The organism is Streptomyces asoensis, from assembly GCF_013085465.1.
In the GTDB taxonomy this organism is placed as follows: domain Bacteria; phylum Actinomycetota; class Actinomycetes; order Streptomycetales; family Streptomycetaceae; genus Streptomyces; species Streptomyces cacaoi_A.
Window position 1 is genome coordinate 919,633 of record NZ_CP049838.1, and the last position, 23,071, is coordinate 942,703.

23 protein-coding genes are annotated in these 23,071 nt (G+C 72.8%); 8 read left to right on the forward strand and 15 right to left on the reverse strand.

All coding sequences use genetic code 11. From position 1 onward, the window contains the following. Nucleotides 1-229: 229 nt before the first annotated feature. The 3 genes from G9272_RS04220 to G9272_RS04230 all read right to left on the reverse strand — a co-directional run bounded on the left by G9272_RS04220 (nt 230) and on the right by G9272_RS04230 (nt 3,257). Complete coding sequence (locus G9272_RS04220; RefSeq protein WP_171395270.1) at nt 230-1,555, reverse strand: aldehyde dehydrogenase family protein; 1,326 nt, start codon at nt 1,553-1,555, stop codon at nt 230-232. Nucleotides 1,556-1,707: 152 nt separating this feature from the next. Further along, nucleotides 1,708-2,907, reverse strand: coding sequence for an RNA polymerase sigma factor (locus tag G9272_RS04225; RefSeq protein WP_171395271.1), 1,200 nt, complete (start codon nt 2,905-2,907; stop codon nt 1,708-1,710). Beyond that, nucleotides 2,907-3,257, reverse strand: coding sequence for a YciI family protein (locus G9272_RS04230; RefSeq protein ID WP_171395272.1), 351 nt, complete (start codon nt 3,255-3,257; stop codon nt 2,907-2,909). Before G9272_RS04230 ends, G9272_RS04225 begins: the two co-directional genes overlap by 1 nt. Nucleotides 3,258-3,354: 97 nt before the next feature. Between G9272_RS04230 and G9272_RS04235 the strand changes: the two genes are divergently transcribed. Further along, the gene (locus G9272_RS04235) at nt 3,355-4,383 is read left to right on the forward strand and encodes an acyl-CoA dehydrogenase family protein (protein WP_171395273.1); all 1,029 of its coding nucleotides are present in this window, start codon (nt 3,355-3,357) and stop codon (nt 4,381-4,383) included. A gap of 22 nt (nt 4,384-4,405) precedes the next feature. On the opposite strand, the gene G9272_RS04240 is transcribed toward G9272_RS04235, so the two are convergent. The 7 genes from G9272_RS04240 to G9272_RS46115 all read right to left on the reverse strand — a co-directional run bounded on the left by G9272_RS04240 (nt 4,406) and on the right by G9272_RS46115 (nt 10,794). After that, the gene (locus tag G9272_RS04240) at nt 4,406-5,482 is read right to left on the reverse strand and encodes a hypothetical protein (RefSeq protein WP_253267702.1); all 1,077 of its coding nucleotides are present in this window, start codon (nt 5,480-5,482) and stop codon (nt 4,406-4,408) included. A 223-nt stretch (nt 5,483-5,705) separates the two neighbouring features. Beyond that, the gene (locus G9272_RS46110) at nt 5,706-6,146 is read right to left on the reverse strand and encodes a peptidoglycan-binding protein (RefSeq protein ID WP_367398542.1); all 441 of its coding nucleotides are present in this window, start codon (nt 6,144-6,146) and stop codon (nt 5,706-5,708) included. A 150-nt stretch (nt 6,147-6,296) separates the two neighbouring features. Beyond that, the gene (locus G9272_RS04250) at nt 6,297-7,442 is read right to left on the reverse strand and encodes an LLM class flavin-dependent oxidoreductase (protein WP_171395275.1); all 1,146 of its coding nucleotides are present in this window, start codon (nt 7,440-7,442) and stop codon (nt 6,297-6,299) included. 93 nt (nt 7,443-7,535) lie between these two features. Further along, the gene (locus G9272_RS04255; RefSeq protein WP_171395276.1) at nt 7,536-8,720 is read right to left on the reverse strand and encodes an SfnB family sulfur acquisition oxidoreductase; all 1,185 of its coding nucleotides are present in this window, start codon (nt 8,718-8,720) and stop codon (nt 7,536-7,538) included. Between the two features lie 7 nt (nt 8,721-8,727). Continuing rightward, complete coding sequence (gene ssuE, locus G9272_RS04260; protein WP_171395277.1) at nt 8,728-9,282, reverse strand: NADPH-dependent FMN reductase; 555 nt, start codon at nt 9,280-9,282, stop codon at nt 8,728-8,730. Nucleotides 9,283-9,442: 160 nt separating this feature from the next. After that, entirely contained in the window at nt 9,443-10,564 is a 1,122-nt protein-coding gene (sfnG, locus tag G9272_RS04265; protein ID WP_171395278.1) for a dimethylsulfone monooxygenase SfnG, read from the reverse strand. A gap of 146 nt (nt 10,565-10,710) precedes the next feature. After that, a complete protein-coding gene (locus tag G9272_RS46115) occupies nt 10,711-10,794 on the reverse strand; it encodes a putative leader peptide (RefSeq protein WP_350760414.1) in 84 nt (27 codons plus the stop codon). A 137-nt stretch (nt 10,795-10,931) separates the two neighbouring features. On the opposite strand from G9272_RS46115, the gene G9272_RS04270 reads away from it, so the two are divergent. Further along, complete coding sequence (locus G9272_RS04270) at nt 10,932-11,849, forward strand: LysR family transcriptional regulator (protein WP_171395279.1); 918 nt, start codon at nt 10,932-10,934, stop codon at nt 11,847-11,849. A 3-nt stretch (nt 11,850-11,852) separates the two neighbouring features. On the opposite strand, the gene G9272_RS04275 is transcribed toward G9272_RS04270, so the two are convergent. The 3 genes from G9272_RS04275 to G9272_RS04285 all read right to left on the reverse strand — a co-directional run bounded on the left by G9272_RS04275 (nt 11,853) and on the right by G9272_RS04285 (nt 14,878). Continuing rightward, nucleotides 11,853-12,020 (reverse strand): hypothetical protein, encoded by a 168-nt coding sequence (locus G9272_RS04275; RefSeq protein WP_171395280.1) that lies wholly within the window; start codon nt 12,018-12,020, stop codon nt 11,853-11,855. A 68-nt stretch (nt 12,021-12,088) separates the two neighbouring features. After that, a complete protein-coding gene (locus G9272_RS04280; RefSeq protein ID WP_171395281.1) occupies nt 12,089-14,197 on the reverse strand; it encodes an MMPL family transporter in 2,109 nt (702 codons plus the stop codon). A gap of 174 nt (nt 14,198-14,371) precedes the next feature. Next, a complete protein-coding gene (locus tag G9272_RS04285; RefSeq protein ID WP_171395282.1) occupies nt 14,372-14,878 on the reverse strand; it encodes a MarR family winged helix-turn-helix transcriptional regulator in 507 nt (168 codons plus the stop codon). Nucleotides 14,879-15,002: 124 nt separating this feature from the next. On the opposite strand from G9272_RS04285, the gene G9272_RS04290 reads away from it, so the two are divergent. Both G9272_RS04290 and G9272_RS04295 read left to right on the forward strand, forming a co-directional pair. After that, entirely contained in the window at nt 15,003-16,520 is a 1,518-nt protein-coding gene (locus tag G9272_RS04290; protein WP_171395283.1) for an SDR family oxidoreductase, read from the forward strand. Between the two features lie 103 nt (nt 16,521-16,623). Beyond that, the gene (locus G9272_RS04295) at nt 16,624-17,997 is read left to right on the forward strand and encodes a cryptochrome/photolyase family protein (RefSeq protein WP_171395284.1); all 1,374 of its coding nucleotides are present in this window, start codon (nt 16,624-16,626) and stop codon (nt 17,995-17,997) included. A 17-nt stretch (nt 17,998-18,014) separates the two neighbouring features. Here G9272_RS04295 and G9272_RS04300 read toward each other — a convergent pair whose 3' ends face one another. After that, on the reverse strand, nt 18,015-18,962 hold the full coding sequence (locus G9272_RS04300; protein WP_437184359.1) for a LysR family transcriptional regulator: 948 nt from the start codon (nt 18,960-18,962) through the stop codon (nt 18,015-18,017). Nucleotides 18,963-19,096: 134 nt separating this feature from the next. On the opposite strand from G9272_RS04300, the gene G9272_RS04305 reads away from it, so the two are divergent. Then, nucleotides 19,097-19,792 carry a type 1 glutamine amidotransferase domain-containing protein gene (locus G9272_RS04305; protein ID WP_171395286.1) on the forward strand — a complete coding sequence of 232 codons (696 nt, stop codon included), beginning with the start codon at nt 19,097-19,099 and terminating at the stop codon, nt 19,790-19,792. A gap of 76 nt (nt 19,793-19,868) precedes the next feature. Here G9272_RS04305 and G9272_RS04310 read toward each other — a convergent pair whose 3' ends face one another. Next, nucleotides 19,869-20,834: a MerR family transcriptional regulator gene (locus G9272_RS04310; protein WP_171395287.1), complete on the reverse strand. Its 966-nt coding sequence runs from the start codon at nt 20,832-20,834 to the stop codon at nt 19,869-19,871. A 139-nt stretch (nt 20,835-20,973) separates the two neighbouring features. Between G9272_RS04310 and G9272_RS04315 the strand changes: the two genes are divergently transcribed. The 3 genes from G9272_RS04315 to G9272_RS04325 all read left to right on the forward strand — a co-directional run bounded on the left by G9272_RS04315 (nt 20,974) and on the right by G9272_RS04325 (nt 23,057). Next, entirely contained in the window at nt 20,974-21,567 is a 594-nt protein-coding gene (locus G9272_RS04315; RefSeq protein WP_171395288.1) for a sigma-70 family RNA polymerase sigma factor, read from the forward strand. A gap of 156 nt (nt 21,568-21,723) precedes the next feature. Next, nucleotides 21,724-22,308 (forward strand): sigma-70 family RNA polymerase sigma factor, encoded by a 585-nt coding sequence (locus G9272_RS04320; protein WP_171395289.1) that lies wholly within the window; start codon nt 21,724-21,726, stop codon nt 22,306-22,308. Beyond that, nucleotides 22,305-23,057 carry an anti-sigma factor gene (locus G9272_RS04325; protein WP_171395290.1) on the forward strand — a complete coding sequence of 251 codons (753 nt, stop codon included), beginning with the start codon at nt 22,305-22,307 and terminating at the stop codon, nt 23,055-23,057. Before G9272_RS04320 ends, G9272_RS04325 begins: the two co-directional genes overlap by 4 nt. Nucleotides 23,058-23,071: the final 14 nt, after the last annotated feature.

Here is a 23,071-nt window from a genome sequence, read left to right on the forward strand (position 1 = left end):
GGGCTCAGGGACCCCGGAAGGCATCGGTCACACCTTCTGCCTCCACGGCGTCCGGCGGTGCCGTTTCGTGCACTCCGGATTCGAAAGTCCGATGGAATTGGCCGTTTCGGACTACGGACCGTGCCGTTCCGGGCTAATACCCGTTCCCTGACTGCCGCTCGGCGGGCTACTTCCGCTCACTCACGTCCGTTTTCGCCCGCTTGCGCCCGCCGCCCACGCCTCGCGCCGCTCAGTGCAGCGGCTTCTCCAGCACCGCCTTGCGGTGGCTGAACGTCTCGATGGAGTAGCGGCCGTGGTAGTTGCCCATGCCGCTCTCGCCCACCCCGCCGAACGGCAGGTCGGAGACGGTGAGATGGGCGAGCGGCAGACCGTAGCCGAGACCGCCGGAGGAGGTTTCGGCGGCGATGCGGCCCCGGGTGTCGCCGGACTCGGTGAAGACGTACAGGGCGAGGGGCTTGTCGCGGTCGTTGATGAAGGCGATCGCCTCGTCCAGGCCTTCGACGGTGACGATCGGCAGGATCGGGCCGAAGATCTCCTCCCGCATCACGGGCGACGCGGGGTCGACGTCGGCGAGGACGGTGGGCGCGAGGTACTTGTCCGTACGGTCGTTGCCGCCGCCGACCACGATCCGGCCGGAGTCGAGCAGCGCGGCCAGCCGGTCGAAGTGGCGTTCGTTGATGATGCGGCCGTAGGCGGCGGAGGACTGCGGGTCGGTCCCGTAGAGCGTCTCGACCGCGCGGGTCAGCAGGGGTTCGAGGGCGGCGGCCGTATCCGGGTCGGTGAGGACGTAGTCGGGGGCGACGCAGGTCTGGCCGGCGTTGAGGAACTTGCCGCGGGCCAACCGGTCGGCGACGACGGAGAGATCGGCGTCGCGGTCGACGAACGCCGGGGACTTGCCGCCGAGTTCGAGGGTGACGGGGGTGAGGTGCTCGGCGGCGGCGCGCAGGACGACGCGGCCGACGGTGCCGTTGCCGGTGTAGAAGATGTGGTCGAAGCGCTCGGCCAGCAGGGCGGTGGTCTCCGGGATCCCTCCCTCGACGACGGCGACCGCGTCGGTGTCGAGATACGCCGGCAGCAGGTGGGCCAGTGCGGCGGAGGTGGCGGGCGCGAGCTCGCTGGGCTTGACGACCACCGCGTTGCCGGCGGCGAGGGCACCGACCAGCGGGGCGAGCAGGAGCTGCGCGGGGTAGTTCCAGGGCGCGATGACGAGGACGACGCCGAGCGGGTCGTACTGCGTCCACGCGGTGGCGTCGGCACCGAGGTGGGCCGGGACCGGGGCGGACTCGGGGCGCAGCCACGCGTCCAGGTGATCGAGGGTGTGGTCGATCTCCCGGACCGTGAAGTCGATCTCGGTGCGGTACGCCTCGGTGGAGCTCTTGCCCAGGTCGGTGTGGAGGGCGTCGGCCAGGTCGGCGCCCCGCTCCGTGAGCAGCTCGCGCAGGCGGCGCAGCTGCTCCGTGCGCCAGGCGACGGGCTTGGTGCGGCCGGTGCGGAACGTGGCGCGCAGCCGGGCTACGACGTCGGTGGGCTGCTCGGGAGTGGCGGCGGTGGTCACGGTGCCTCACTGGGGTGCGCGGGCCTTGCGGCCCTGGGGTCTCGGTGCGAGCGGTCGGCTCGTTCTCGGAGCGGTCAGCTCGTTCTCGGAGCGGTCAGCTCGATGTATATGCCAACCATTCATGCACCAAAATACATTCCCGGGGGCGGCGACTACTTACCGACGTCTTCGGTGAGCGCGCGTCTGCGCCGCTCGAGGAAGGACCGTTCCGCCGGGCTCTCGCTCAGCGCGAGGGCCGCCTCGTAGGCCCCCTCGGCCTCGGTGACCCGGTCCAGGCGGCGCAGCAGGTCGGCGCGGACCGCGTGCCAGACGTGGTAGCCGTCGAGGTCCAGTGCGTCGCCGAGGCCGAGGGCCCGGCCCGGGCCTTCCGTCTCCGCCACGGCGACGGCCCGGTTCAGCGCCACGACCGGGCTCGGAGCGAGCGCCATGAGCTGGTCGTACAGGCGCAGGATCTGCGGCCAGTCGGTGTCGGCGGCGGTCGGCGCGGCGCTGTGGACGGCCTGGATCGCGGCCTGGATCTGGTAGGGCCCGGGCCGGTTGCGGCGCAGACAGCGGCGGACGAGCGACTGCCCCTCGGTGACCAGGTCCCGGTCCCATCGGCCGCGGTCCTGCTCGGGCAGCGGTACGAGCGTGCCGTCGGCGTCCTCCCGCGCGGTCCGACGGGAGTGGACGAGCAGCATCAGCGCCAGCAGTCCGGTGACCTCGGGCTCGTCCGGCATCAGCTCGGTGAGGAGCCGGCCGAGGCGCAGGGCCTCGGCGCACAGGCCCGGGTCGCCCCCGTACCCCTCGTTGAAGATCAGGTAGACGACGGCGAGCACGCCGTTCAGCCGGTCGGGCAGGTCTGCGTCGCGCGGCACGCGGTACGGGATGCGCGCGTCCCGGATCTTCGCCTTGGCGCGGACCAGCCGCTGGGCCATGGTCGGCTCGGGGACGAGGAAGGCGCGGGCGAGCCGGGCGGTGGTGAGTCCGCCGAGGAGGCGCAGGGTCAGGGCGACCTGCGCCTGCGGTGCCAGGGCGGGGTGGCAGCAGGTGAAGATCAGGCGGAGCCGGTCGTCGCGCACGGGGCCCTCCTCCACGGGCGGCTCGGTGGCGTACAGCAGGGAGGCCTCGGCGTGCCGGGCGTCCCGGGTGGACTCCCGGCGCAGCCGGTCGACGGCCCGGTTGCGGGCGGTGGTGATGATCCAGCCGGCCGGGCTCGGCGGCACACCCGTCCGCGGCCAGCGCCCGACGGCCGTGGTGAAGGCGTCCTGTACCGCTTCCTCGGCGAGGTCGATGTCGCCGAGGAAACGGACCAGGACGGCCACGGCCCGGCCGTACTCCGCGCGGAACACGGCCTCGACGTCGAGGGGCATCAGGCCTCGCCCATGAAGGGGCGCACCTCGATGGGAAGGGTGGTGGCCCAGGTCGCCCGCCGGCCCCAGTGCAGGGCGGCGTCCAGGTCCGGCGCCTTGATCAGGCAGATCCCGCCGAGGTACTCCTTGCCCTCGGCGTACGGCCCGTCGGTGACGAGGACGTCGCCGCCGCCCGGCCGCAGCACGGTGGCCGTCTCCGGCCCGTGCAGCCCCCCGGCGAACACCCAGGCGTCGGCCTCGCGCAGCTCCCGGTGGAACGTCTCGAGGTTGCGGCTGATCTCCGTCATCCCCTCGGCCGACGGCGGCTCGCCGTCGCTGGGCGTGATCACGCTGAGCAGGTAGTACTTCATGACGTCCTCCATGTCTCGTGCCGTTCTGTCACCTCCTACACGAACGGCGGTCCCCCGGATCGACACCCCGCGCCACGGAACCGGAAGAATCCCGCCCATGACCGCACCGCACCCCCTCGTCACCCGCGCCCGCAGCCTCGCGGACGACCTCCTCGCCCCGCACGCCGAACAGGTCGACCAGGAAGAGGTGCCCATGAGCCACCTCGCGGAGATCAGGCGCTCGGGCCTGCTCGGGCTGAACGCGCCGAAGGAGTACGGCGGGGCCGCGGCACCCGGTACGGTGCTGCGCGAGACGACGGAGATCCTGGCCGGGGCGTGCTGTTCGACCTGGTTCGTGCAGGCGCAGCACCACACCCCGGTGCAGACGCTGGCCAGGAACAAGGGCCCGGTGCGCGAGCGCCTGCTGGGTCCGCTGGCGACCGGTGAGCTGCTCTCGGGAGTGGCGTACGCGCACCTGCGGGCGTACCCGCGCATCCCCGTCCGGGTCACCCGGGAGCGGACCGGCCGGCGCTTCGACGGGACGGTCCCCTGGTACACGGGGTGGGGCCTGAACGACGTGCTGCTGCTCGCCGGACTCACCGACACCGGCGAGGTCCTGTTCGCCTTCACCGAGGCGCGGGAGCAGCCGGGTCTGCGGGCCTCGGCCCCGCTGCGCCTCGCCGCCCTCACCGCGGCCCGCACGGTCTCCCTGGAACTGGACGGCCTGTGGCTCCCGGAGGAGGCGGTCGCGCTGCGCACCCCGCACGAGCGCTGGTCGGCGGCGGACCGTCTCCACACGGTGAACGCCAACCCGGCGGTCTTCGGAATCACTGAGGCGGCGCTGACCCTGCTGGACGAGGACACGGCGGCCCCGCTGCGCGCCCGTCTCACGGAGGTCCGCACCCAGGCCTACGCCCTCGTCGACGGTTCGGCGCCCCATGAGCACCTGGCGGACCGCCTCGCCCTGCGGACACAGGCGTCCGAGGTGATGCGAACGGCCACCACGGCAGCGGTGGTGACCGGCGGCGGCCGCTCCATGCTGCTGACGAACAGGGCCCAACGCCTGGCGAGGGAGGCCCTGTTCCTCATGGTCCAGGCCCAGACGCAGGAGTCACGGGCGGCTCACCTCGACGCGCTGACCGGCTGACGGGGCACGCACGCGATGCGGTTCACCGGTCGGCTTCCCGTCCGGGTCGCGTCACCGGTGCTTCCTCCTCCGGCTCCGGACCGCCGTTCTGCTCCTCGCGCGATTCACCACGGGATCCGGCGACGGCTCGCTCCCCGACAGCCGGTGCTCCGGTCGCGTCGGCCTGCCAGGGTCCGTCGTCCTCCATGACGGCGGCGTTCTCCCGGTCGAGCACCTCGCCGGTCGGTCCGCCCACCTCCGACAGCGTCATCTGCGCGCGCTCGTCGACCAGGCGGGTCACCAGGTGCTGCGCGGCACCGAAGACCGCGGCCCAGGCGAGGACCTGCGCTCTGCTGTCCAGATCGCTGAGCCCCGGGACGAAGGCGCCTCTGATCAGCAGCACTCCGAGGAAGGCCGACAGGGCGCCGGTGGGGAACTTCAGCACCGCCGACGCCAGGGGCAGCATGTAGGGGGAACTCGTGCCCCGTATACGGCGCAGTGAGGCGATGACGGTGAGTGCCGCGCCGGCCAGCCCGGCGATCTCGACCGTGAGGATGTCCCTCGGCAGGGCGTGGCTGCTGGGAGACTTGCCCGGCCGCCCGTGAGGATAGTCCATGCTCGGGCACACGACGTCCATCCCGCTCGCGTCACCCGGACCGGCTCCGGGCGCGAAGCAGAGGCTCAGCGAGCTGGGGGAGAACCAGCCGTAGAGGGCGAGGCCCGCCACGCCGAAAAGGACGACGAACGTGGCGGTCCACAGGATGTTGCGCAGGCTGCGGACCCGGGCCAGTTCGGCGTCGAGGCTGCTGTACGCGCCGTCGAGCGCCCGGACCATGAGCTGCCGGTCGCTCCGCGTCGGGTTGCCGGAGAGGATGTGCCGGATCCGCTGGGCGAGCCTGACGCGCTGTGGGTTGTCCTTGTCGAGATGGCGCTTGACCAAGGCCATGACCTCGCCGGCGCGGCCGACGGCCTCCGCGTCGGGCACCAGCTGGAGCAGCAGCACGTCGGCGCTGCGCAGATTCGACCAGACCCCTTCGCGGGCGGTCGAACCCGACCACAACCGCCGCCAGCCGAATCTCTCGTCCGCCGCGGCCCGGGCCTTTTCGAGATGGCCTCTCATTCCCTCGAGGAGGACCTTTCGGCCGTCGGGGCAAGGCCGGACCTCTTCGCGTCTCAACTGCACTTCGAGATAGACGAGGCGGGCCTTGGCCCGTGCCCGCCAGGGCGACCGCGGCGGTCGGGGACGCAGCTTCCCCGCAATCCCTCGGCGCGTACGGGCCGAGGGGTTCTCCGCGACCGCCACGGAAGCGCCCATTGTTGATCTCCGTAGCCGCTCGGGCGGGCTATTCACTCATGTGGAGAGCGGGTACATGGAGCTTCTCCCACGAACCCCGCCCCGGAATGCCGTCGGCGTCGCTGCCGCTGAAGCCGAGTTTCTGCTGCCACTTGGCGTAGGACCTCCGATCGGCCTCGCTCCACTGGAGGTCGGGCTCGTCGGGATACGCCGAGCAGCCCTCCTCGATGAGACGCCAGCCCATGACCTCGATGATCGGGCTGCTCACGGACGACTGGAAGAAGTCCTTGCCCGGGAAGGGCTCGAACTCGCCGTCCGGCTCCTCACTCGGTGCGACCACGCGGACGCGGTCTCCCGGGTGGATGAGATTGACATTCTTGATCTGGGGGTTCCACTCCTTGATCTGGGCCAGGGACACATGGAACTTGGCCGCGATTTTGGCGAGCGAGTCGCCCGCCCTTACCACATAGAACTCCGATGTCGCATTCATACGAACCATGCTAATGACGAATCGAGAAGAATTCGACACGGACAGCCCCTGAGGCCAAGCCAGTTGAATGTTCGCCAGTTGAATTTTCGATTGAATTGCTCACAGAATTCCCGTGCAGTCGTGGTGCGAGCGGAAGGGCGAGCGGACCCCTCAGCTCGCGAAGGGCACCTGCGCCGAGTGAGCGACGTCCGTGCGGAACGGATGCCGCCACAGCCCCTCCCCGGCCAGCCGGGGCAGCACGCCCTCCCCGAACCAGTACGCCTCCTCCAGATGCGGATACCCGGAGAGCACGAACTCCTCGATCCCCAGCGCCGCGTACTCCTTGATGAGCCCGGCGACCTCCTCATGGCTGCCCACCAGCGCGGTCCCGGCGCCGCCCCGGACCAGGCCGATCCCGGCCCAGAGGTTGGGATGGATCTCCAGCCCGTCCCGGCTGCCGCCGCCGTGCAACGCGAGCATCCGCTGCTGTCCTTCGGACTCGCTGCGCGCGAGCCCGGCCTGGACGGACCGCACGGTCTCCGCGTCGAACCCGGCGAGCAGCCGGTCCGCCTCCGCCCAGGCCTCCTCCGAGGTGTCCCGGGTGATGACATGGAGCCGGATGCCGAACCGGAGCGTCCGCCCCGCCTTCGCCGCGAGCCCTCGGATCCAGGCGATCTTCTCCGCGACCTGGGCCGGCGGCTCGCCCCAGGTGAGGTAGACGTCGACGTACTTCGCGGCGATCTCGCCGGCGATCGGCGAGGACCCGCCGAAGTACACCTCCGGCACCGGATCCGGCACCCGGGCCAGCTTCGCGTCCTCGACCCGGAGGTGCTCGCCCTCCAGGTCGACGGTCTTGCCCTCCCACAACTCCCTGACGATCCGGAGGAACTCACCGGTCCTGCGATAGCGGTCGTCCTTGTCCAGGAAGTCGCCGTAGGCCCGCTGTTCGTGGCTCTCGCCGCCGGTGACGACGTTGAGCAGGAGCCGTCCGCCGGTCTGCCGCTGGAAGGTGGACGCCATCTGCGCGGCGAGCGTCGGTGAGACGAAGCCGGGCCGGAAGGCGACCAGGAACTTGAGCCGCTCGGTGTGCTGGCTGACCATCGCCGTGGTCAGCCAGGCGTCCTCGCACCAGGCCCCGGTGGGGGTGAGCACGCCCACGAAGCCGAGGTCCTCCGCGGCGCGGGCGATCTGGCTCAGGTAGGCGACCGTCGGCGGCCGGTCCCTTCCGGAGGCGGTGGCGGGTGTGCCGTGGCCACCGCCGACGACATGGCGGCTGTCGCCGTTGGTGGGGAGGAACCAGTGGAAGGTGAGGGACACGAGGGGTCTCCGATCAGGAATGTCCGTCTGCCGGGGTGCCGTCCGGTGCGTTGCCGCACTGCTGGTTGGCGGGCCGAGGCGGTCCGTTGCGGGCTAGAGCAGGCCGTGGCGCGGCGGCCGGGTGCCGTTCAGCGCGAACCGTCCGAGGTGCTGGATCTTCCAGCGGGTCGGATCGTGCAGCGTGTGGGTGCGGGCGTCGCGCCAGTGCCGGTGCAGATTGAGGGAGTCGAGGGCGGACCGGGTGCCGGACACCTCGAACAGGGCGCTGGAGACCTCCACCGCCGCCCGTGCCGCCTGCACCTTCGCGGCGGCGACCGCGAGGGACGCCTCGGCGGCCGTGTCGTCGGTGAGATCGGCGCGCGCCGCGTCGACCGACCGGGCGGCCTCGCGCAGCAGCGCCTCCGACGCCCTCACCTCCAGGGCGAGTTCACCGAACCGCTGGATCAGCAGCGGATCCTCGGCGGCCGTCTCGACACCGCTCTCGAACCACGGCCGGCTCTTCGTCCGCACGAACTCCGCCGCCTCGGCGAGCGCGCCCGCGGCGAGACCCGCGTCGATCGCGGAGTGCAGCAACTGGGCGACCGCGCCATGGAGTTGCGGCCCCTCGAAGGTGAGGTGGTGCGGCAGGACACGGTCCCCCGGCACCGGCACGCCGTCGAGGCGGACGGTGCCGCTGGCCGTCGTCCGCTGACCCAGCCCGTCCCAGTCGTCGATCACGGTGAGGCCGGGCGCGCCGGACGGCACATACGCGACGTGCAGCCTGTCGTCCTCGGCACGGGCCAGCACCGGGATCCAGTCGGCGAAGAGGGCGCCGGTGGAGTAGTGCTTGACGCCGGTCAGGACGTACGAGCCGTCCGGCCGGGACTCCAGGCGGGTACGGATGTCCTGGATGTGCTTGCCACCGGCCTCCGACTGGGCGTTGCCGAAGCGCCGGCCGGCGAGCAGCTCGACGAAGAAGAACTTCTGTTGCTCCGCCGTGCCCTGACGGCGGATCACATTGACATAGGCGAAGTGGCTCTGCGGGATCTGGGCGAGGCTGCCGTCGGCGGTGCCCAGCAGACGGAAGATCTCCGCGAGGGTCAGGGCGCTCACATCCGCCCCGCCGTGGTCGGCGGGGACGGTGACGGCGAGCAGCCCGGAGGCGGACAGCCGGTCCAACTCGGCGCGAGGCAGGCGCCGTTCGGTGTCACGGGTGGAGGCTCCCGCGCGGAACTCCTCGGCCAGCGAAGCGGCGACGGCGAGCGCCTCGGCGTCGTCGGCGATGACATGGGCTGACATCGTGCGCTCAGCTCGCCGCGGCCAGGTACGGCGTCCGCCCGAGCGCGGCCGAGAACTGGTCGACGACGTGGGTGAGCGCCTCGGTGGCGGTCGGGGCGACCGTGATGGAGCCGTCCTCGTGGGCGGTGATGTCCTTGTCGAGGGTGAACCAGCCCTGCACGATATGGGCCGCGCCCATGGAGTTGAGCACGGGACGCAGGGCGTAGTCGATGGCGAGGACATGCGCGGTGGAACCGCCGGTCGCCAGCGGCAGGACCGTCTTGCCGGTGAGGGCGTACTGCGGGAGCAGGTCGAGGAGCGCCTTGAGGACACCGGAGTAGGACGCCTTGTAGACCGGGGTGCCCACGATGACACCGTCGGCGCGCGCGAAGAGCTCGGTGGCCTCGACGATCGCGGGGTGGCGGAAGTCCGCGCCGAGCAGGGCCTCGGCCGGGATGGTGCGGACGTCGAGCGGGATCACCTCGTGCCCCTGGACGGCGAGCCGCTGGTCGAGGTGGCGCAGCAGACGGCCGGTGCGGGAGGAGGCGGAAGGGCTGCCGGAGACGGACAGGACGGTGGCCATGGGTCCTCTTTCGAAGGAGCCCGGAGCACCCCGGCAGGCGGGGCGCTCCGGTGGGAGCGGTCAGGAGTGCCAGGTGGGTTCGGGCAGTTCGCCCTCGAGGACCCGGCGGCCGACCTCGCGGCGCTCGTGGGCGCCGGGGTCGTGGAGCGTGTGGGGACGGTCAGACATGCGCGGGGACGGACTCTTCCTGTGTGTCCGGGAGTTGCGCCTCCAGCTCGCGGACCAGGGGCAGGACGCGCTTGCCGAAGTACTCGACCTCCTCGTGGTAGTGCAGGAAGCCGAGGAGGAAGAGGTCGACGCCGAGCTTCTTGTAGGCGACGATGCGCTCGGCGATCTGCTCCGGGGTACCGATGAGGCCGGTCCGGAAACCGTCGTTGTACTGGACGAGGTCCTCGAAGCTGGAGTCCTGCCACATGCCCTTGCCGTCGGCGGTGGACCGCCCGGCCTGCTTGACGGCGGCGCCGAAGCCCTCGACGGCCTCGCTGTCGGCCTGGGCGACGATCTCCCGGAGCGTGTCGCGGGCCTCGGCCTCGGTGTCCCGGGCGATGAGGAAGCCGTTGAGCCCGAACTTCGGTGCCCTGCGGCCTGCCTGCTCGGCCGAGGCGCGCACATCGGCGATCTGCTCGACGACCCCGTCGAAGTCCTTGCCGTTGGAGAAGTACCAGTCGGAGACACGGCCGGCCATCTGCCGGGCGGCGGTGGAGTTGCCGCCCTGGAAGATCTCGGGGTGCGGGCGCTCGGGGGTGTTGAGGGGCTTCGGCTTGAGGGAGAAGTCGCGCAACCGGTAGAAGTCACCCGCGAGTTCGGTGTGGTCCTCGGTCCAGATCTGGCGCAGGGCGCGGATGAACTCCTCGGAGCGCCGGTAGCGTTCGTCGTGCTCCAGCCAGGGCTCACCGAGTGCGGTGAACTCGCCCTTGAACCAGCCGGACACGACGTTCACGGCGAACCGGCCGTGCGAGAGGTGGTCGGCGGTGGCGCCCAGTTTGGCGAGGACGCCGGGGTGCCACAGGCCGGGATGGACGGCGGCGATCACCTTCAGGCGCTGGGTGGCCAGGAGCAGGGCGAGGCTGAAGCTGGTCGACTCGTGCTGGTACTCGGCGCCGTAGCTGGCCATGTAACGGACCTGGCTGAGGGCGTAGTCGAAGCCGTTGTTCTCGGCGAGGACGGCGAGTTCCCGGTTGTAGTCGTATCCCCAGTCGGTGCGCTGCTCGATCCTGCTGGTGACGAGTCCCCCACTGACATTGGGGACCCAGTAGGCGAATTTCAGGGGCGCGGCGGGCATGCGGAACTCCTGGTGCGGAATGTTTTCGGGCACGCCGAATTCACGGGGCGCACCTGCGCCGACGGGGGTGCGGACGCCAAGGGGTGGGCGGACGCGGTGAATTCAGGCGGGGAAAAGGAAAAGCGCGGCGGATCGCGAAGGGGTGATCAGGCCGCGGCGCAACAGGAGGCGCTGGAGACGCGCGCGAGGTCGACATGGCGTCGCCGCGTGAGGTCCAGTCGCATCTTCATGTCCTCGATCGTGGCAGCCGCCCGCGACGGCAGTCAAGGCAAACCCGACCGGTCTCGTATCGCGGACCATTGAATTTCACGAAGGTGTGACAGGGAAACCCTTGAACGGGCGCCGAACGGGCCCGCATTCTTCCGTCGTGCGTACGGAACAGCTGGAATACATCGCGGCCGTCACCCGGCTCGGTTCGCTGCGTCGGGCCGCCGAGGAACTACGACTCTCCCAGCCCGCGTTGAGCGAGACCGTGCGGAACCTGGAGCGTGAACTCGGGGTGGATCTCCTGGAGCGCAAGCGGTCCGGTGCCACCATGAGCGCGTCGGGCCGGGAACTCCTGCCACACATCATCGGGGTGCTGGACGCGGTGGACCGGCTGCGCTCGGCGGCGGGCGAGCAGCACCGGATCAGTCGGATGGTGCGGGTCGGCACGGTGAACGCGGCGACCGTGCCGCTGCTCATCCCGGCGGTCCGGGAGTTCCGCGCCGCGCATCCCGTCACCCAGGTGGAGGTGGTTGGCGCCCAGCAGACCGACATCCACCGGATTCTGCTGGAGGGCGGGTTCGACCTGGGCCTGGTCAACCATCTGGAGGGCGACGACGTGCCCGCCGAGTTCGAGTCGACCGAGCTGCTGCGCGGCCGGCCGGTGGTGTGTGTGCGCCCCGACAGCCCGTTGGCCTCCGCGCCGTCGGTCTCGGTGGACGACCTGCTCGACGTACCGCTGATCGGGATGCGGTCGGGCTATGTCATGCATCGCTACGTCCATCGGCTTCTCGACGGGCGCGGCCTCTCCTTCGCGTACTCCACCGACGGAGCGGAGATGGGCAAGCTGATGGTGGCCGAGGGGCTGGGCGCGACGGTCCTGCCCGACTTCAGTGTGATCGGGGATCCGCTGGAGCGGCGCGGGGCGCTCACCCACCGGCCGATCAGCGGCGACACGACACGGGTGCTGCTGATGCTGCAACGTCGGCGGGCGGAATCCGTCCCCCAGGCCGCGCGGGACCTGCACGAGGTCTTCGTACGCACGGCACGGACGCTGAGCGCGACGCCCGAGGCGCCGTAGGGATCAGTCCTCGTCGCCGACGGGGACCACGACGAGGAAGGCATCCGACTTCAGGTCCATGACCACGGTCGCGGGCTCCCCCTCGGCCCGCCGCCGCGCGGCGTACTCCTCCGCCGGCCACGATCCTCGCGGGGATCCTGCGGGGAAACGCTCCAACACCTTCGCGCCCATAGCGGCAGGCACCTCCCGATACGAAACGGTCGATCTCTCTGGGGTGCGCTTGCCCGGGATCGACGCGATCATGTTCGGGTCCGTGCCGAAGGCCCGTCACCCGCCTTGCCTCGGCCGTGGCCGAGCCGTCCCGGCCACCAGGCGGGCGCGCCGATGTCCCGCACCAGCGCGGGCACCAGCAGCGAGCGCACCACGAGCGTGTCGAGCAGGACGCCGAAGGCGACGATGAAGGCGATCTGGGCGAGGAAGGCCAGCGGGATCACCCCGAGCGCGGCGAACGTGGCGGCGAGCACCACGCCGGCCGAGGTGATGACACCGCCGGTGGTGACCAGACCCCGCAGGACGCCCTCGCGGACGCCGTGCCGCAGGGACTCCTCGCGCACCCGGGACATGAGGAAGATGTTGTAGTCGACGCCCAGCGCCACCAGAAACACGAAGCCGTACAGCGGCACGGACGGATCGGTGCCGCCGAAGCCGAACACATGCCGGAACACGAGACCGGAGACGCCCAGGGTGGCGAGGAAGTTCAGCGCCACCGTGGCCACCAGCAGCGCGGGCATCAGCAGCGAGCGCAGCAGGGCCGTCAGGATGAGGAAGATGATGGCGAGGACGACGGGGACGATGAGGGTGCGGTCGCGTTCGGCGGTGCGCAGCGTGTCGTACCGCTGGGCCGTGTAGCCGCCGACGAGGGCGTCCGCGCCGGGGACGGCGTGCAGGGAGGTGCGCAGGCGCGCCACGGTCCGCAGGGCCGCGTCGCCGTCCGCGGCGGAGTCGAGGGTGACGTCGACCCGGACCCGCCCGTCGACCACCAGGGGCTCGCCGCCGGGCCGGCCGGACGCGGTGACGTCGGCCGCCGAGGCGACGCCCTCGGTGTCCCGGGCCGCGCCGAGGACCTCCTCCAGTCGGTCGGCGTCCGCGACGACCACGGTGGGGTTGCCGGAGCCTCCGGGGAAGTGCCGGCCCAGGGTCTGCTGCGCGGCGACGGAGGGGGCGTCGTTCACGAAGGTCTCGTCGAGGGGTACGCCCTTCGAGGCGAGCGTCGGGGCGAAGGCGGCCCCGGCCAGCAGGACGGCGAGCGTCACCGCCCAGACCCGGCGCGGCGCCCGGTCGACGAGGCCGGCGACGCGCCGCCAGACGCCGTGGCCCGCGCCGCCCGCAGTCATACGGGCGGGCCAGTACGCGGCCCTGCCGAGGAGGACGAGGACGGCGGGCAGGAAGGTCAGCGTGCTGAGCACGGCGCAGCCGATGCCGATGGCGCCGACCGGTCCGAGCGCGCGGTTGTTGGTGAGGTCGCTGAGCAGCAGGGCGAGCAGCCCCAGGGCGACGGTCGCGGCGCTGGCCACGACGGCGCCCCAGGACTTGCGCAGCGCGGCCGTGATGGCGGCGAACCGGTCGGTGCGCGCGGCGAGTTCCTCCCGGTAGCGGGCGGTGAGCAGCAGGGCATAGTCGGTGGCCGCGCCGATCACCAGGATGGAGAGGATGCCCTGGACCTGGCCGTCGACGCGCACCACGTCGTGATCGGCGAGCGCGTACACGACAGCGCAGGCGAGGCCGAGGGCGAAGACCGCGCCGAGGATGATCACCAGCGGGAGCAGCACGCTGCGGTACACGAGCAGCAGGATGACGAGGACGGTGGCCAGCGCGACGGCGAGCAGCAGCCCGTCGATGCCGGCGAAGGCGTCGGACAGGTCGGCCTGGGTCGCGGCCGGCCCGGCCAGTCGGACCGTCGTGCCGGGGACGCGTTCGGCGGCGGCGCGGATCCGGTCGAGGGTGGCGGCGAGGTCGTCCCCGAGGTCGGGGCGCAGGGGCACCACGCCCTCGACGGCCTCCCCGTCCTCGGAGAGCAGTGCGGGCGACACGTCACCGGACACGCCCTGGTCGTCGGCGAGGGAGGCGAGAGCCCGGTCGGCGGCGTCGAGCCGGTCCTCGATCCCGGTTCCGGCCGCGGTGCCGGTCCAGACGACGATCGCCGGGAGGGTCTCGTTCTGCCGGAAGGCGCGTTGCGCGGCGACGACCTCCGTCGACTCGGCGCTGCGTGGCAGGAAGGCGGCCTGGTCATTGGTGGCGACCTCGCCCAGCCGTCCGGCGTAGGGGCCGAGGACGCCGCCGACGCCGAGCCACACGGCGACGAGGAGGACCGGGACGAGCCAACGGGCGCGACGGGGGGTGGTGGACATCGTTCTCCAGCTCCGAAAGGAAAGGGCTCGGGTAGCGGCACAGGTAGCTCTACGGCACAGGTATCTCAACAACAAACAATCTCAATGATTGAGTAAGTTGCCGTCGAGTGATCGTAGACGTTGCCTGTCCTTCCGCCCTCGGCCGGTCCCCGGATGCGACGGACCGCGGCTTCTTCAGCGCCCGGGAGAGGTGATCCCGGACAGTTCCTCGCCCATCGCCGTGAGGAAGCGCAGCACCACCGACAGCTCGTCCTCGGTGAACCGCGAGCGCGCGGCCCGGGTCGCCTCGGCCAGCGGCCGGAAGTAGGTGCGGGCCACCGACTTGGCGTCGGCCGCGTAGTACAGGTGGACCACCCTGCGGTCGGCGCTCTCCCGGACCCGTCGGATGTGCCCCGCGCGCTCCAGCCGGTCCACGCACGCGGTGACGGCGCCGGAGGTGAGCCCGAGATGCTCGCGCAGCCGCTTCGGGGTCATCGGCGCGTCGGCGTCCAGGATCGCGGCGAGCGCCTGGACGTCCGTCGCGTGCAGCCCCTGGTCGCCCGCGAACCCGTGCACCAGCCGGTTGATCTCGCCGTTCATCCGCCGCAGCCGCACAGCGAAGGCGTGCAGGTCGGTCGGCATCCCGGACGCCTCGGACTGCTGTCCCGGCACCCGCCCCTCACGGTCGTTCGCTGTGGCCACGGGGCCAGCGTAGTCGCCGTCCGCGATCACTCGTTCGTGCGCACAAGCCGCTGCCGCATCCGCGGCCCTCCCGCGCGTGGAAGCGATCTGCGAGAGGGCCACCGACGCGAAGGAACGAGGACTCATGACCGCAGACGGCCGCGGCACACTCTGCCTGGTGACCGGCGCCACGGGATACATCGGCGGCCGGCTCGTCCCGGAGCTGCTGGCGGCGGGCCACCGGGTGCGCTGTCTGGCCCGCTCCCCCGACCGGCTGCGCGACCACCCGTGGGCCGGCGACGTCGACAGGGTGCGCGGGGACGTCACGGACGCCGCGTCGGTCGCGGCGGCCCTGCGGGACGTCGACGTCGCGTACTACCTGGTGCACGCGCTGGGCACCGGCGAGGACTTCGAGGAGACCGACCGGCGGGCGGCACGGATCTTCGGGGAGCAGGCGCGCGCGGCGGGAGTGCGCCGCGTCGTCTACCTCGGCGGCCTCACACCGGCCGGGGTGCCCGAGCGGGAGCTCTCGCCGCATCTGCGCTCACGCGCCGAGGTGGGGCGGATCCTGTTGCACTCGGGCGTGCCCACCACCGTGCTGCGGGCCGCGGTCGTGATCGGCTCGGGCTCGGTCTCCTTCGAGATGCTGCGCTATCTGACCGAGCGGCTGCCGGTGATGGTCACTCCGAGCTGGGTGCACACCCGGATCCAGCCCGTGGCCGTCCGCGACGTGCTGCGCGCCCTCGTCGGCTCCGCCGGGATGCCGGACGACGTCAGCCGGGCCTTCGACATCGGCGGGCCGGACGTTCTGACCTACCGCGAGATGATGATCCGCTACGCCGTCATCGCCGGGCTGCCCCGCCGGCTCATCCTGTCCGTGCCGATGCTCACCCCCGGTCTGTCCAGCCACTGGGTCGGGCTGGTGACCCCGGTGCCGGCCTCGATCGCCCGGCCGCTCACCGAGTCGTTGCGGCACGAGGTGGTCTGCGGCGAGCGCGACATCGCCCGGTACGTGCCCGACCCGCCCGGCCATCCGCTCGGCTTCGACGAGGCGGTCCGGCTCGCCCTGCGCAGCGTGCGGGAGGCGCGGGTCGCCACCCGCTGGTCCTCCGCGTCCTTCCCGGGCGCCCCCAGCGACCCGCTGCCCACCGACCCCGGCTGGGCGGGCGGGAGTCTCTACACCGACGTCCGCGAACTGGTCGTCGACGCTCCTCGGGAGTCCTTGTGGCGGGTGATCGAGGGCATCGGCGGCGACAACGGCTGGTACTCCTTCCCGCTCGCGTGGGCCGTCCGCGGCCGGCTCGACCGGCTGGTCGGCGGGGTGGGGCTGCGCCGCGGCCGCCGGGACGCCGCCCGGTTGCGGGTGGGCGACTCGCTGGACTTCTGGCGGGTCGAGGAGATCGAGCCCGGACACCTGCTCCGGCTGCGGGCCGAGATGCGGCTGCCGGGCCTGGCCTGGCTGGAGATGTACGCGGAGACGGACACCGGCGGCCGTACCCGCTTCCGTCAGCGCGCACTGTTCCATCCGCACGGGCTGCTCGGCCACGCCTACTGGTGGAGCGTCTCCCCCTTCCACGCCCTCGTCTTCGGCGGCATGGCCCGCAACATCGCCCAGGCGGCGGTGGCGGACGCGACGGCGCGCGCGAGGGAGCCGGTCCGCTGACGACGTTGCGAGGAGACCCGCCCGCCGCTCACGCACCTGCATCCGCCGGGCGCCGCTTCCCGGAATCAGGTGATCGTCCGAACCCCTGCCCCGGAGCCCTGCCATGAACGTCTCGGTCGTCCTGTTCACCGCGGACCTGCGTCTGCACGACCACCCGCCGCTGCGCGCGGCCCTCGACGGGGCGCGGCAGGTGGTCCCGTTGTTCGTACGCGACCGGGCCGTGGACGGTGCCGGGTTCGCCGTGCCGAACCGGCTGGCGTTCCTCGCCGACTGTCTGCGCGATCTCGACGCGGGGCTGCGCGAGCGGGGCGGCCGGCTCGTCGTGCGCTCGGGCGACCTGGTCGAGCAGGTGTGCCGGGTGGCCGGCGAGGCGGACGCGGACGAGGTCCACCTGGCCGCCGACGGGAGCGCGCACGCGCGGCGCCGCGAGGAACGGCTGCGGCGCGCCCTGGAGTCGGAGGGCCTGCGGCTGCATGTGCACGACGCGGTGACGACCGCCGTCGGGCCCGGTGTGGTGACCCCGGCCTCCTCGGACCACTTCGCCGTCTTCACGCCGTACTTCCGGCACTGGTCGCAGTGGCGGCTGCGCGAGCCGCTCGGCGCGCCGCGGACCGTGCGGGTGCCGGACGGGGTCGGCTCGGAGGAGCTGCCCACCCGGAAGGGGCCGGCGGGACTGTCGCCGGGACTGGCCCCGGGGGGCGAGGAGGAGGGCCGCGAGAGAGTCGCCGCCTGGCTGCGGTCGGGCATCGCCGCCTACGAGGACCGGCACGACGACCTGGCGGGCGACGCCACCTCCCGGCTCTCGCCGCATCTGCACTTCGGCACCCTGTCCCCGGTGGAGCTCGTGCACCGGGCGCGCCGCGCGGGCGGGCCGGGAGCCGAGGCGTTCGTGCGGCAGCTGGCCTGGCGCGACTTCCACCGTCAGGTGCTGGCGGCCCGGCCCGCCGCGGCGAGCGCCGACTACCGCACCAAACACGACCGCTGGCGTTCGGAGCGGACGGCGGGCGAGGACGTCGAGGCGTGGCGGGCGGGCCGTACCGGCTATCCGGTGGTGGACGCGGCGATGCGACAGCTGCGCCACGAGGGGTGGATGCACAACCGGGGCCGGCTGCTCACCGCGAGCTTCCTCACCAAGACGCTGTACGTCGACTGGCGGGTCGGCGCCCGGCACTTCCTGGACCTGCTGGTCGACGGGGACGTGGCCAACAACCAGCTCAACTGGCAGTGGATGGCGGGCACCGGCACCGACTCGCGGCCCAACCGGGTCCTCAACCCCGTCACCCAGGCGAAGCGGTACGACCCCGACGGGACCTACGTTCGGCGCTGGCTGCCGGAGCTCGAGGGCGTGGCGGCGCCCGCGGTGCACGAGCCGTGGAAGCTGCCGGGCCCGGACCGGGCGGCGCTCGACTACCCGGATCCGATCGTCGAGCTCTCCGAGGGGCTCGCCCGCTTCAGGCGGGCCAGGGAACACTCCTGAGCGTGCGCCGCCGTTCCTCACCAGGCGGGTGCCGCGCTCAGCAGGAGATCGCGGACCCGGGTCACGTCCCGGTTCTCCACCGCGCCGGGGCGCTGGACGAGGAACGCCGTGTTGATCGGCGGGTCCGGTGGCTCGTGGAGCGGGACGAGGGCGCCGGAGGCCAGTTCGCCGAGGCAGAGGTAGCGGGGCAGCACGGTGATCCCCGCTCCCGCGACGACCGCGGCCAGCACACCGCGCAGGTCGGGCACGGTCACGGCGGCGGAGTCCGACAGGCGTCGGCCGAAGACGTGCCGCCAGTAGCGGCGCGCGATGGGCAGGTCCTCGGCGTAGGTGACCAGCGGGACGGAGTGCAGTGCCGCCGGCCCGTCGGCGGCCAGCGGTCCGCGCAGCCTGTCGGCCCACGCCGGGGCGGCGACCAGCACGAACTCCTCGTCCGTCAGCGGGACCGCGGTCAGGGTGCGGCCGCGGGGCCGGGTGGTGGCGATGACCAGGTCGTGCCGCCCCGCCCGCAGTTCCTCGAGCAGCGGGTCGGTCAGACCGGTGGCGACCCGCAGCCGGACTCCCCCGGCCACCAGCGACGCGAGCGCCGGAAGAGCGCGGGTGCACAGCAGTTCGGCGGGTCCGGCGAGATGCACCGGGTCGGCCCGGCCGGCCGCCGGGTCCGGACCGGCCACGGTGGCCAGCTCGTCGAGCGGCGCGGAGACGCGTGCCGCGAGCTCGTCGGCGACGGCGGTCGGCGAGACGCCCCGCGGGAGCCGCTCGAAGAGCTCGCGCCCGGCCTGCCGCTCCAGTGCGCGCATCTGCGTCGTCACGGTCGGCTGGGACAGCCCCAGCAACTGCGCGGCTCCGGTGAACGAACCCGAGCGGTACACGGCGAGGAAGGTGCGCAGCAGGTTCAGGTCCAGATGCTCGGCGGGGCGGCCGTCGGTATGTTCCACCTGGCCCAGTATTCCTCCCGCACCCATAGGAAGCCCTATGTCGGGCATTGGAATCCTCATTGGATCCCTATGCCTCGACCGCCTAGGTTCGACAAGGCACCACACGCGCCGGCGGTCCGCGATTCGCGAACCCCGGCACCCGACACTTCCGGAGTTCACCCATGGCCAAGATCCTCTTCGTGCTGACCGGCGCCGACCACTGGACGCTCGCCGACGGCACCCTGCACCCCACCGGCTTCTGGGCGGAGGAGGCCGTCGCCCCGTACGAGGCGTTCCGGGCGGCCGGCCACGAGGTCGTCGTCGCCACGCCGGGCGGTGTCGTCCCCACCGTGGACCAGGGCAGTCTGGCCGCGGAGGTCAACGGCGGCCAGGAGGCCGCCGACCGGATCGCCGCCGCGCTCGACGCCATGCCGGAGCTGCGACGGCCGGTGCGGCTGGAGGACGTGGACCTCGGCGACCACGCGGCCGTCTTCTACCCGGGCGGGCACGGCCCCATGGAGGACCTGGCGGTCGACGCCGTCTCCGGTCGGCTCCTCGTCGACGCCCTCCACTCGGGCAGGCCCCTGGGTGTCGTCTGCCACGGCCCCGCAGCGCTGCTCGCCGCGGTGACCGAGGACGGCTCCAACGCCTTCGCGGGCTACCGGATCGCCGCGTTCACCAACGCGGAGGAGTTCCAGGCCGGCCTGGGCGACAAGGCCAAGTGGCTGCTCCAGGACCGGCTGACCGAGGCGGGCGTCGAGGTTCAGGTCGGCGAGCCGTGGGCGCCCCACGTGGTGGTGGACCGCAACCTGGTCACCGGCCAGAACCCCGCCTCCTCCGCACCGCTCGCCACGGAACTCCTGAAGCACCTGGGCTGACCCGCTCAAGCGGTCGGCGGGTCCGCGGGCCGGTGCGAGGGGCTGCGCGCCTGACGGGTTGGGCGGGCGAGGTTCGTCAGGTGGTGCAGGCGCCGGCCAGTATCGTCAGGGCGTCGCTCAGGCCGGTCGGGCGGGGTAGGCCCGGGGCGGGGCGGCCGGCCCAGCCGGGGCCCGCGAGCATCACGGTCGGGGCCCGTCGGGCTCCGGTGACCCCCCAGCGGGTATCGGCGACGTGCCGGGCGAGGGGCAGGCTCGCGGTGGAGCGGGCCTGGGCCCACAGGACCACGGCGACCGGGCCCAGCCGCTGCACGGCCGCGGTCAGCGCCTCGACGGGCACGGCCGCCCCGAACATCCGGGTGGGGATGTCGAGTCGAGCGAGCCCCGCGTTCAGCGCCTCCAGCGGCAGGCTGTGTTGCTCGCCCGGCACACAGGCCAGCACCACCGGCCCCGGCCCGCCCGCCGCGTCCCCCGACACGACAGCGCGGGTGGCGCGGCGCAGGGCGGTGGAGACATGCCAGGACAGCAGGTGCTCCACCTCGACGTACCGGTCGCCTGACGAGGCCCACTTGCGTCCCACGGCGTGCAGCGTCGGGACCATCACCTCCTGCCAGGCGACGGTGAGTCCGTGCCGTTCGACGGCCGTGGCCAGCTGCTCCGCGACGGCCGGCGCGTCGAGCCGCACGGCGGCGCGGGCCAGCCCCCGGCACTCCTGGCGGACGTCGCCGCCGAGCGGCAGGGCACCCGCCGCGGCCGGCCGTTCGGCGATCGCGCGCGCCGGTTCGGCAGAAGGCGGGAGCATCCCCTCCTTCGCCGCTCGGGCCGCGTCCGCGGGCGGCACACCGGAGGCGGTGAGCCGGCACATCGTCTCCAGTACGGCCACGTCCGCCGCCCGCCAGCGCCGGTGCCGTCCGTCGGCGCGGACGGCGGGTCCGATGCCGTACCGGCGGTCCCAGGAACGCAGGGTGGTGGGCGCCACGCCCAGTCGGCGGGCCAGCGCCCCGGTCGTCAGGCCGGTGTCGTCGGGGCTCGGGAATGCGCTCATAGGGCGACGATACGACGCAGAAACGACGCATGTTGAGGCGTCTGGTGTGCGGCTCGCAGGATGAGGTCACCGGGGCACGCCCCGGAGGACGTCCCGGAACGGCCTGAGCGCAGGCCGCCCGACACGAGGAGCCGTCGTCATGAGCCCGCAGCCGACCGCCGTACCCTCTCCCGCCCCGACGCAGGAGTCGCTCGCCGACGAGGAACTCGCCCGGGGCCTGGCGTCGGGGGACGCGGCGTCCCTGGCCGCCGTGTACCGCCGCTGGCGCACCCTGGTGCACTCGCTCGCCTGGCGTTCCCTGGGCGACGCCAGGGAGGCCGAGGACGTCACGCAGCAGGTGTTCCTCGGGGTGTGGAGCGGCCGTGCGGGCTACCGGCCCGAGCGGGGCGCGCTCGGCGGCTGGATCGTGGGCATCACCCGGCGCAAGATCGCCGACGCGCTGGCCGCCCGGACCCGCCGTCAGGAACTCGTCGCCTCGGCCGGCTCCTGGCTGACCCTGCGCGACCCCGGCCGCGGTCGTCCCGAGGAGGCCCTGGACCGCGTACTGGTGCGCGGCGAGCTCGCCCGGCTCCCGGCACCCCAGCGACGGGTGCTGCGGCTGACCTTCTACGAGGACCTGACGCAGACGCAGATCGCCGAGCGCACGGGCTGGCCGCTGGGCACGGTCAAGAGCCACGCCCGGCGCGGCATGCTGCGGCTGCGCGGCCGCCTGGAGCCCGGGCCGCACGACTGAGACGCCCTTTCCGCACGCGCGTTCCCCGGGCGAACCCGAATTCGACGCACAAACGCTGCGTTCGAGTTCGCCGCGGAATGGCGGGCGCGGACCAATCCCCCGCCCCTCGTGCACCGGATTACGTCCGGACATGCCGCACTCCCGAAGGATCCCCCCGTGAAAGAAGCCGTCCACATCGGCCGGAACCCGGCCTCCCAGCCGGATCCCCAGGAGCTGCTGGGCGCGGTGGCCCTGGGCGACCAGGAGGCCTTCGCCGGTCTCTACGACATCGTCGCGGGGCCGGTGCTGGGGGTGGTGCGCGCGGTGCTGCGGGACCGGGCACAGTCGGAGGAGGTGGCCCAGGAGGTGCTGGTGGAGGTGTGGCGCTCGGCTCCCCGGTACCGTCCCGAGCGCGGCTCGGCCGTCAACTGGGTCCTGACCATGGCGCACCAGCGGGCCGTCGACCGGGTCCGCTCGGTGCAGGCCGCGGCGGCGCGCGAGCACCGGGCCGCCCTGCTCGACCACGCGCCCGAGTACGACGAGGTCATCGAGCAGGTCGAGGCCCGGCTGGAACGGGAGCAGGTCCGGCGCTGTCTGCGCACACTGACCGAGCTCCAGCGGCAGGCGGTGGAACTCGCCTACTACCGCGGGCTGACCTACCGGCAGGTCGCCGAGGCGCTGGCGGTGCCCCTCGGCACGGTGAAGACCCGGCTCCGCGACGGGCTGATCCGGTTGCGCGACTGCCTGGGGGTGAGCGCGTGATCACGTCGGATCTGCACACGCTGTCGGGCGCGTACGCCCTGCACGCCCTGGAGGACGACGAGCGCGCCGCCTTCGAACACCATCTCGCCGACTGCGAGGCCTGTGCCCGTGAGGTCGCGGAGTTCACCGCGACGGCCGCCCGGCTGGGCCTTGCGGTGTCGCTGCGGCCGACGCCGGGCGGGCGGGACCAGGTGCTGCGGCGGATCGCCGAGGTCCGGCAGGCCACCCCGGCCAGGACGCCCCGGGACCGCCGGGAACGCAGGGCACGAAGGGCGTGGTGGGCGTCCCGCTGGATCCTGGCCGCCTCTCTGGCGGCGACGGCCGCGCTGGGCGGCACGACGGTGTGGCAGTACCAGCGCGCCGAGGACGCCCGGGCCGAGGCCGGCCGCTCCCGGCACGCGTCCGCTGAGCTGTCCGCGGTGCTCGCCGCGCCCGACGCCCGCTCGCGCACGGTCCGGCTGGCGGACGGGGCCGAGGGGACGGTGGTCGTGTCGACGAGCCGCGACCGTGCCGTGTTCCTCGCCGCCGGGATGGCCGAACCGCCCGGCGGCAAGGTCTACCAGCTGTGGTTCGACGAGCACGGTGTCATGCGCGACGCGGGGCTGATGGACCCGCGTCGCACGAGCCAGGCGGTGGTGCTGCGGGGGACGGTGGACGACGCGTCCGCGATGGGCATCACGGTCGAGCCGGCCGGCGGCTCGAAGGAGCCCACCTCCCGGCCCGTCGCGCTGCTGCCGTTCCCCACCTGATCCGGACGGCCGCC

Bases quoted from the DNA above. Each gene is read 5' to 3' on its own strand.
- G9272_RS04225 (WP_171395271.1), bottom strand. From the start codon at position 2,907: ATGCCCCTCGACGTCGAGGCCGTGTTCCGCGCGGAGTACGGCCGGGCC.
- G9272_RS04230 (WP_171395272.1), bottom strand. From the start codon at position 3,257: ATGAAGTACTACCTGCTCAGCGTGATCACGCCCAGCGACGGCGAGCCG.
- G9272_RS04235 (WP_171395273.1), top strand. From the start codon at position 3,355: ATGACCGCACCGCACCCCCTCGTCACCCGCGCCCGCAGCCTCGCGGAC.
- G9272_RS04240 (WP_253267702.1), bottom strand. From the start codon at position 5,482: ATGAGAGGCCATCTCGAAAAGGCCCGGGCCGCGGCGGACGAGAGATTC.
- G9272_RS46110 (WP_367398542.1), bottom strand. From the start codon at position 6,146: ATGAATGCGACATCGGAGTTCTATGTGGTAAGGGCGGGCGACTCGCTC.
- G9272_RS04255 (WP_171395276.1), bottom strand. From the start codon at position 8,720: ATGTCAGCCCATGTCATCGCCGACGACGCCGAGGCGCTCGCCGTCGCC.
- ssuE (WP_171395277.1), bottom strand. From the start codon at position 9,282: ATGGCCACCGTCCTGTCCGTCTCCGGCAGCCCTTCCGCCTCCTCCCGC.
- sfnG (WP_171395278.1), bottom strand. From the start codon at position 10,564: ATGCCCGCCGCGCCCCTGAAATTCGCCTACTGGGTCCCCAATGTCAGT.
- G9272_RS46115 (WP_350760414.1), bottom strand. From the start codon at position 10,794: ATGAAGATGCGACTGGACCTCACGCGGCGACGCCATGTCGACCTCGCG.
- G9272_RS04275 (WP_171395280.1), bottom strand. From the start codon at position 12,020: ATGGGCGCGAAGGTGTTGGAGCGTTTCCCCGCAGGATCCCCGCGAGGA.
- G9272_RS04280 (WP_171395281.1), bottom strand. From the start codon at position 14,197: ATGTCCACCACCCCCCGTCGCGCCCGTTGGCTCGTCCCGGTCCTCCTC.
- G9272_RS04290 (WP_171395283.1), top strand. From the start codon at position 15,003: ATGACCGCAGACGGCCGCGGCACACTCTGCCTGGTGACCGGCGCCACG.
- G9272_RS04295 (WP_171395284.1), top strand. From the start codon at position 16,624: ATGAACGTCTCGGTCGTCCTGTTCACCGCGGACCTGCGTCTGCACGAC.
- G9272_RS04300 (WP_437184359.1), bottom strand. From the start codon at position 18,962: ATGGGTGCGGGAGGAATACTGGGCCAGGTGGAACATACCGACGGCCGC.
- G9272_RS04305 (WP_171395286.1), top strand. From the start codon at position 19,097: ATGGCCAAGATCCTCTTCGTGCTGACCGGCGCCGACCACTGGACGCTC.
- G9272_RS04310 (WP_171395287.1), bottom strand. From the start codon at position 20,834: ATGAGCGCATTCCCGAGCCCCGACGACACCGGCCTGACGACCGGGGCG.
- G9272_RS04315 (WP_171395288.1), top strand. From the start codon at position 20,974: ATGAGCCCGCAGCCGACCGCCGTACCCTCTCCCGCCCCGACGCAGGAG.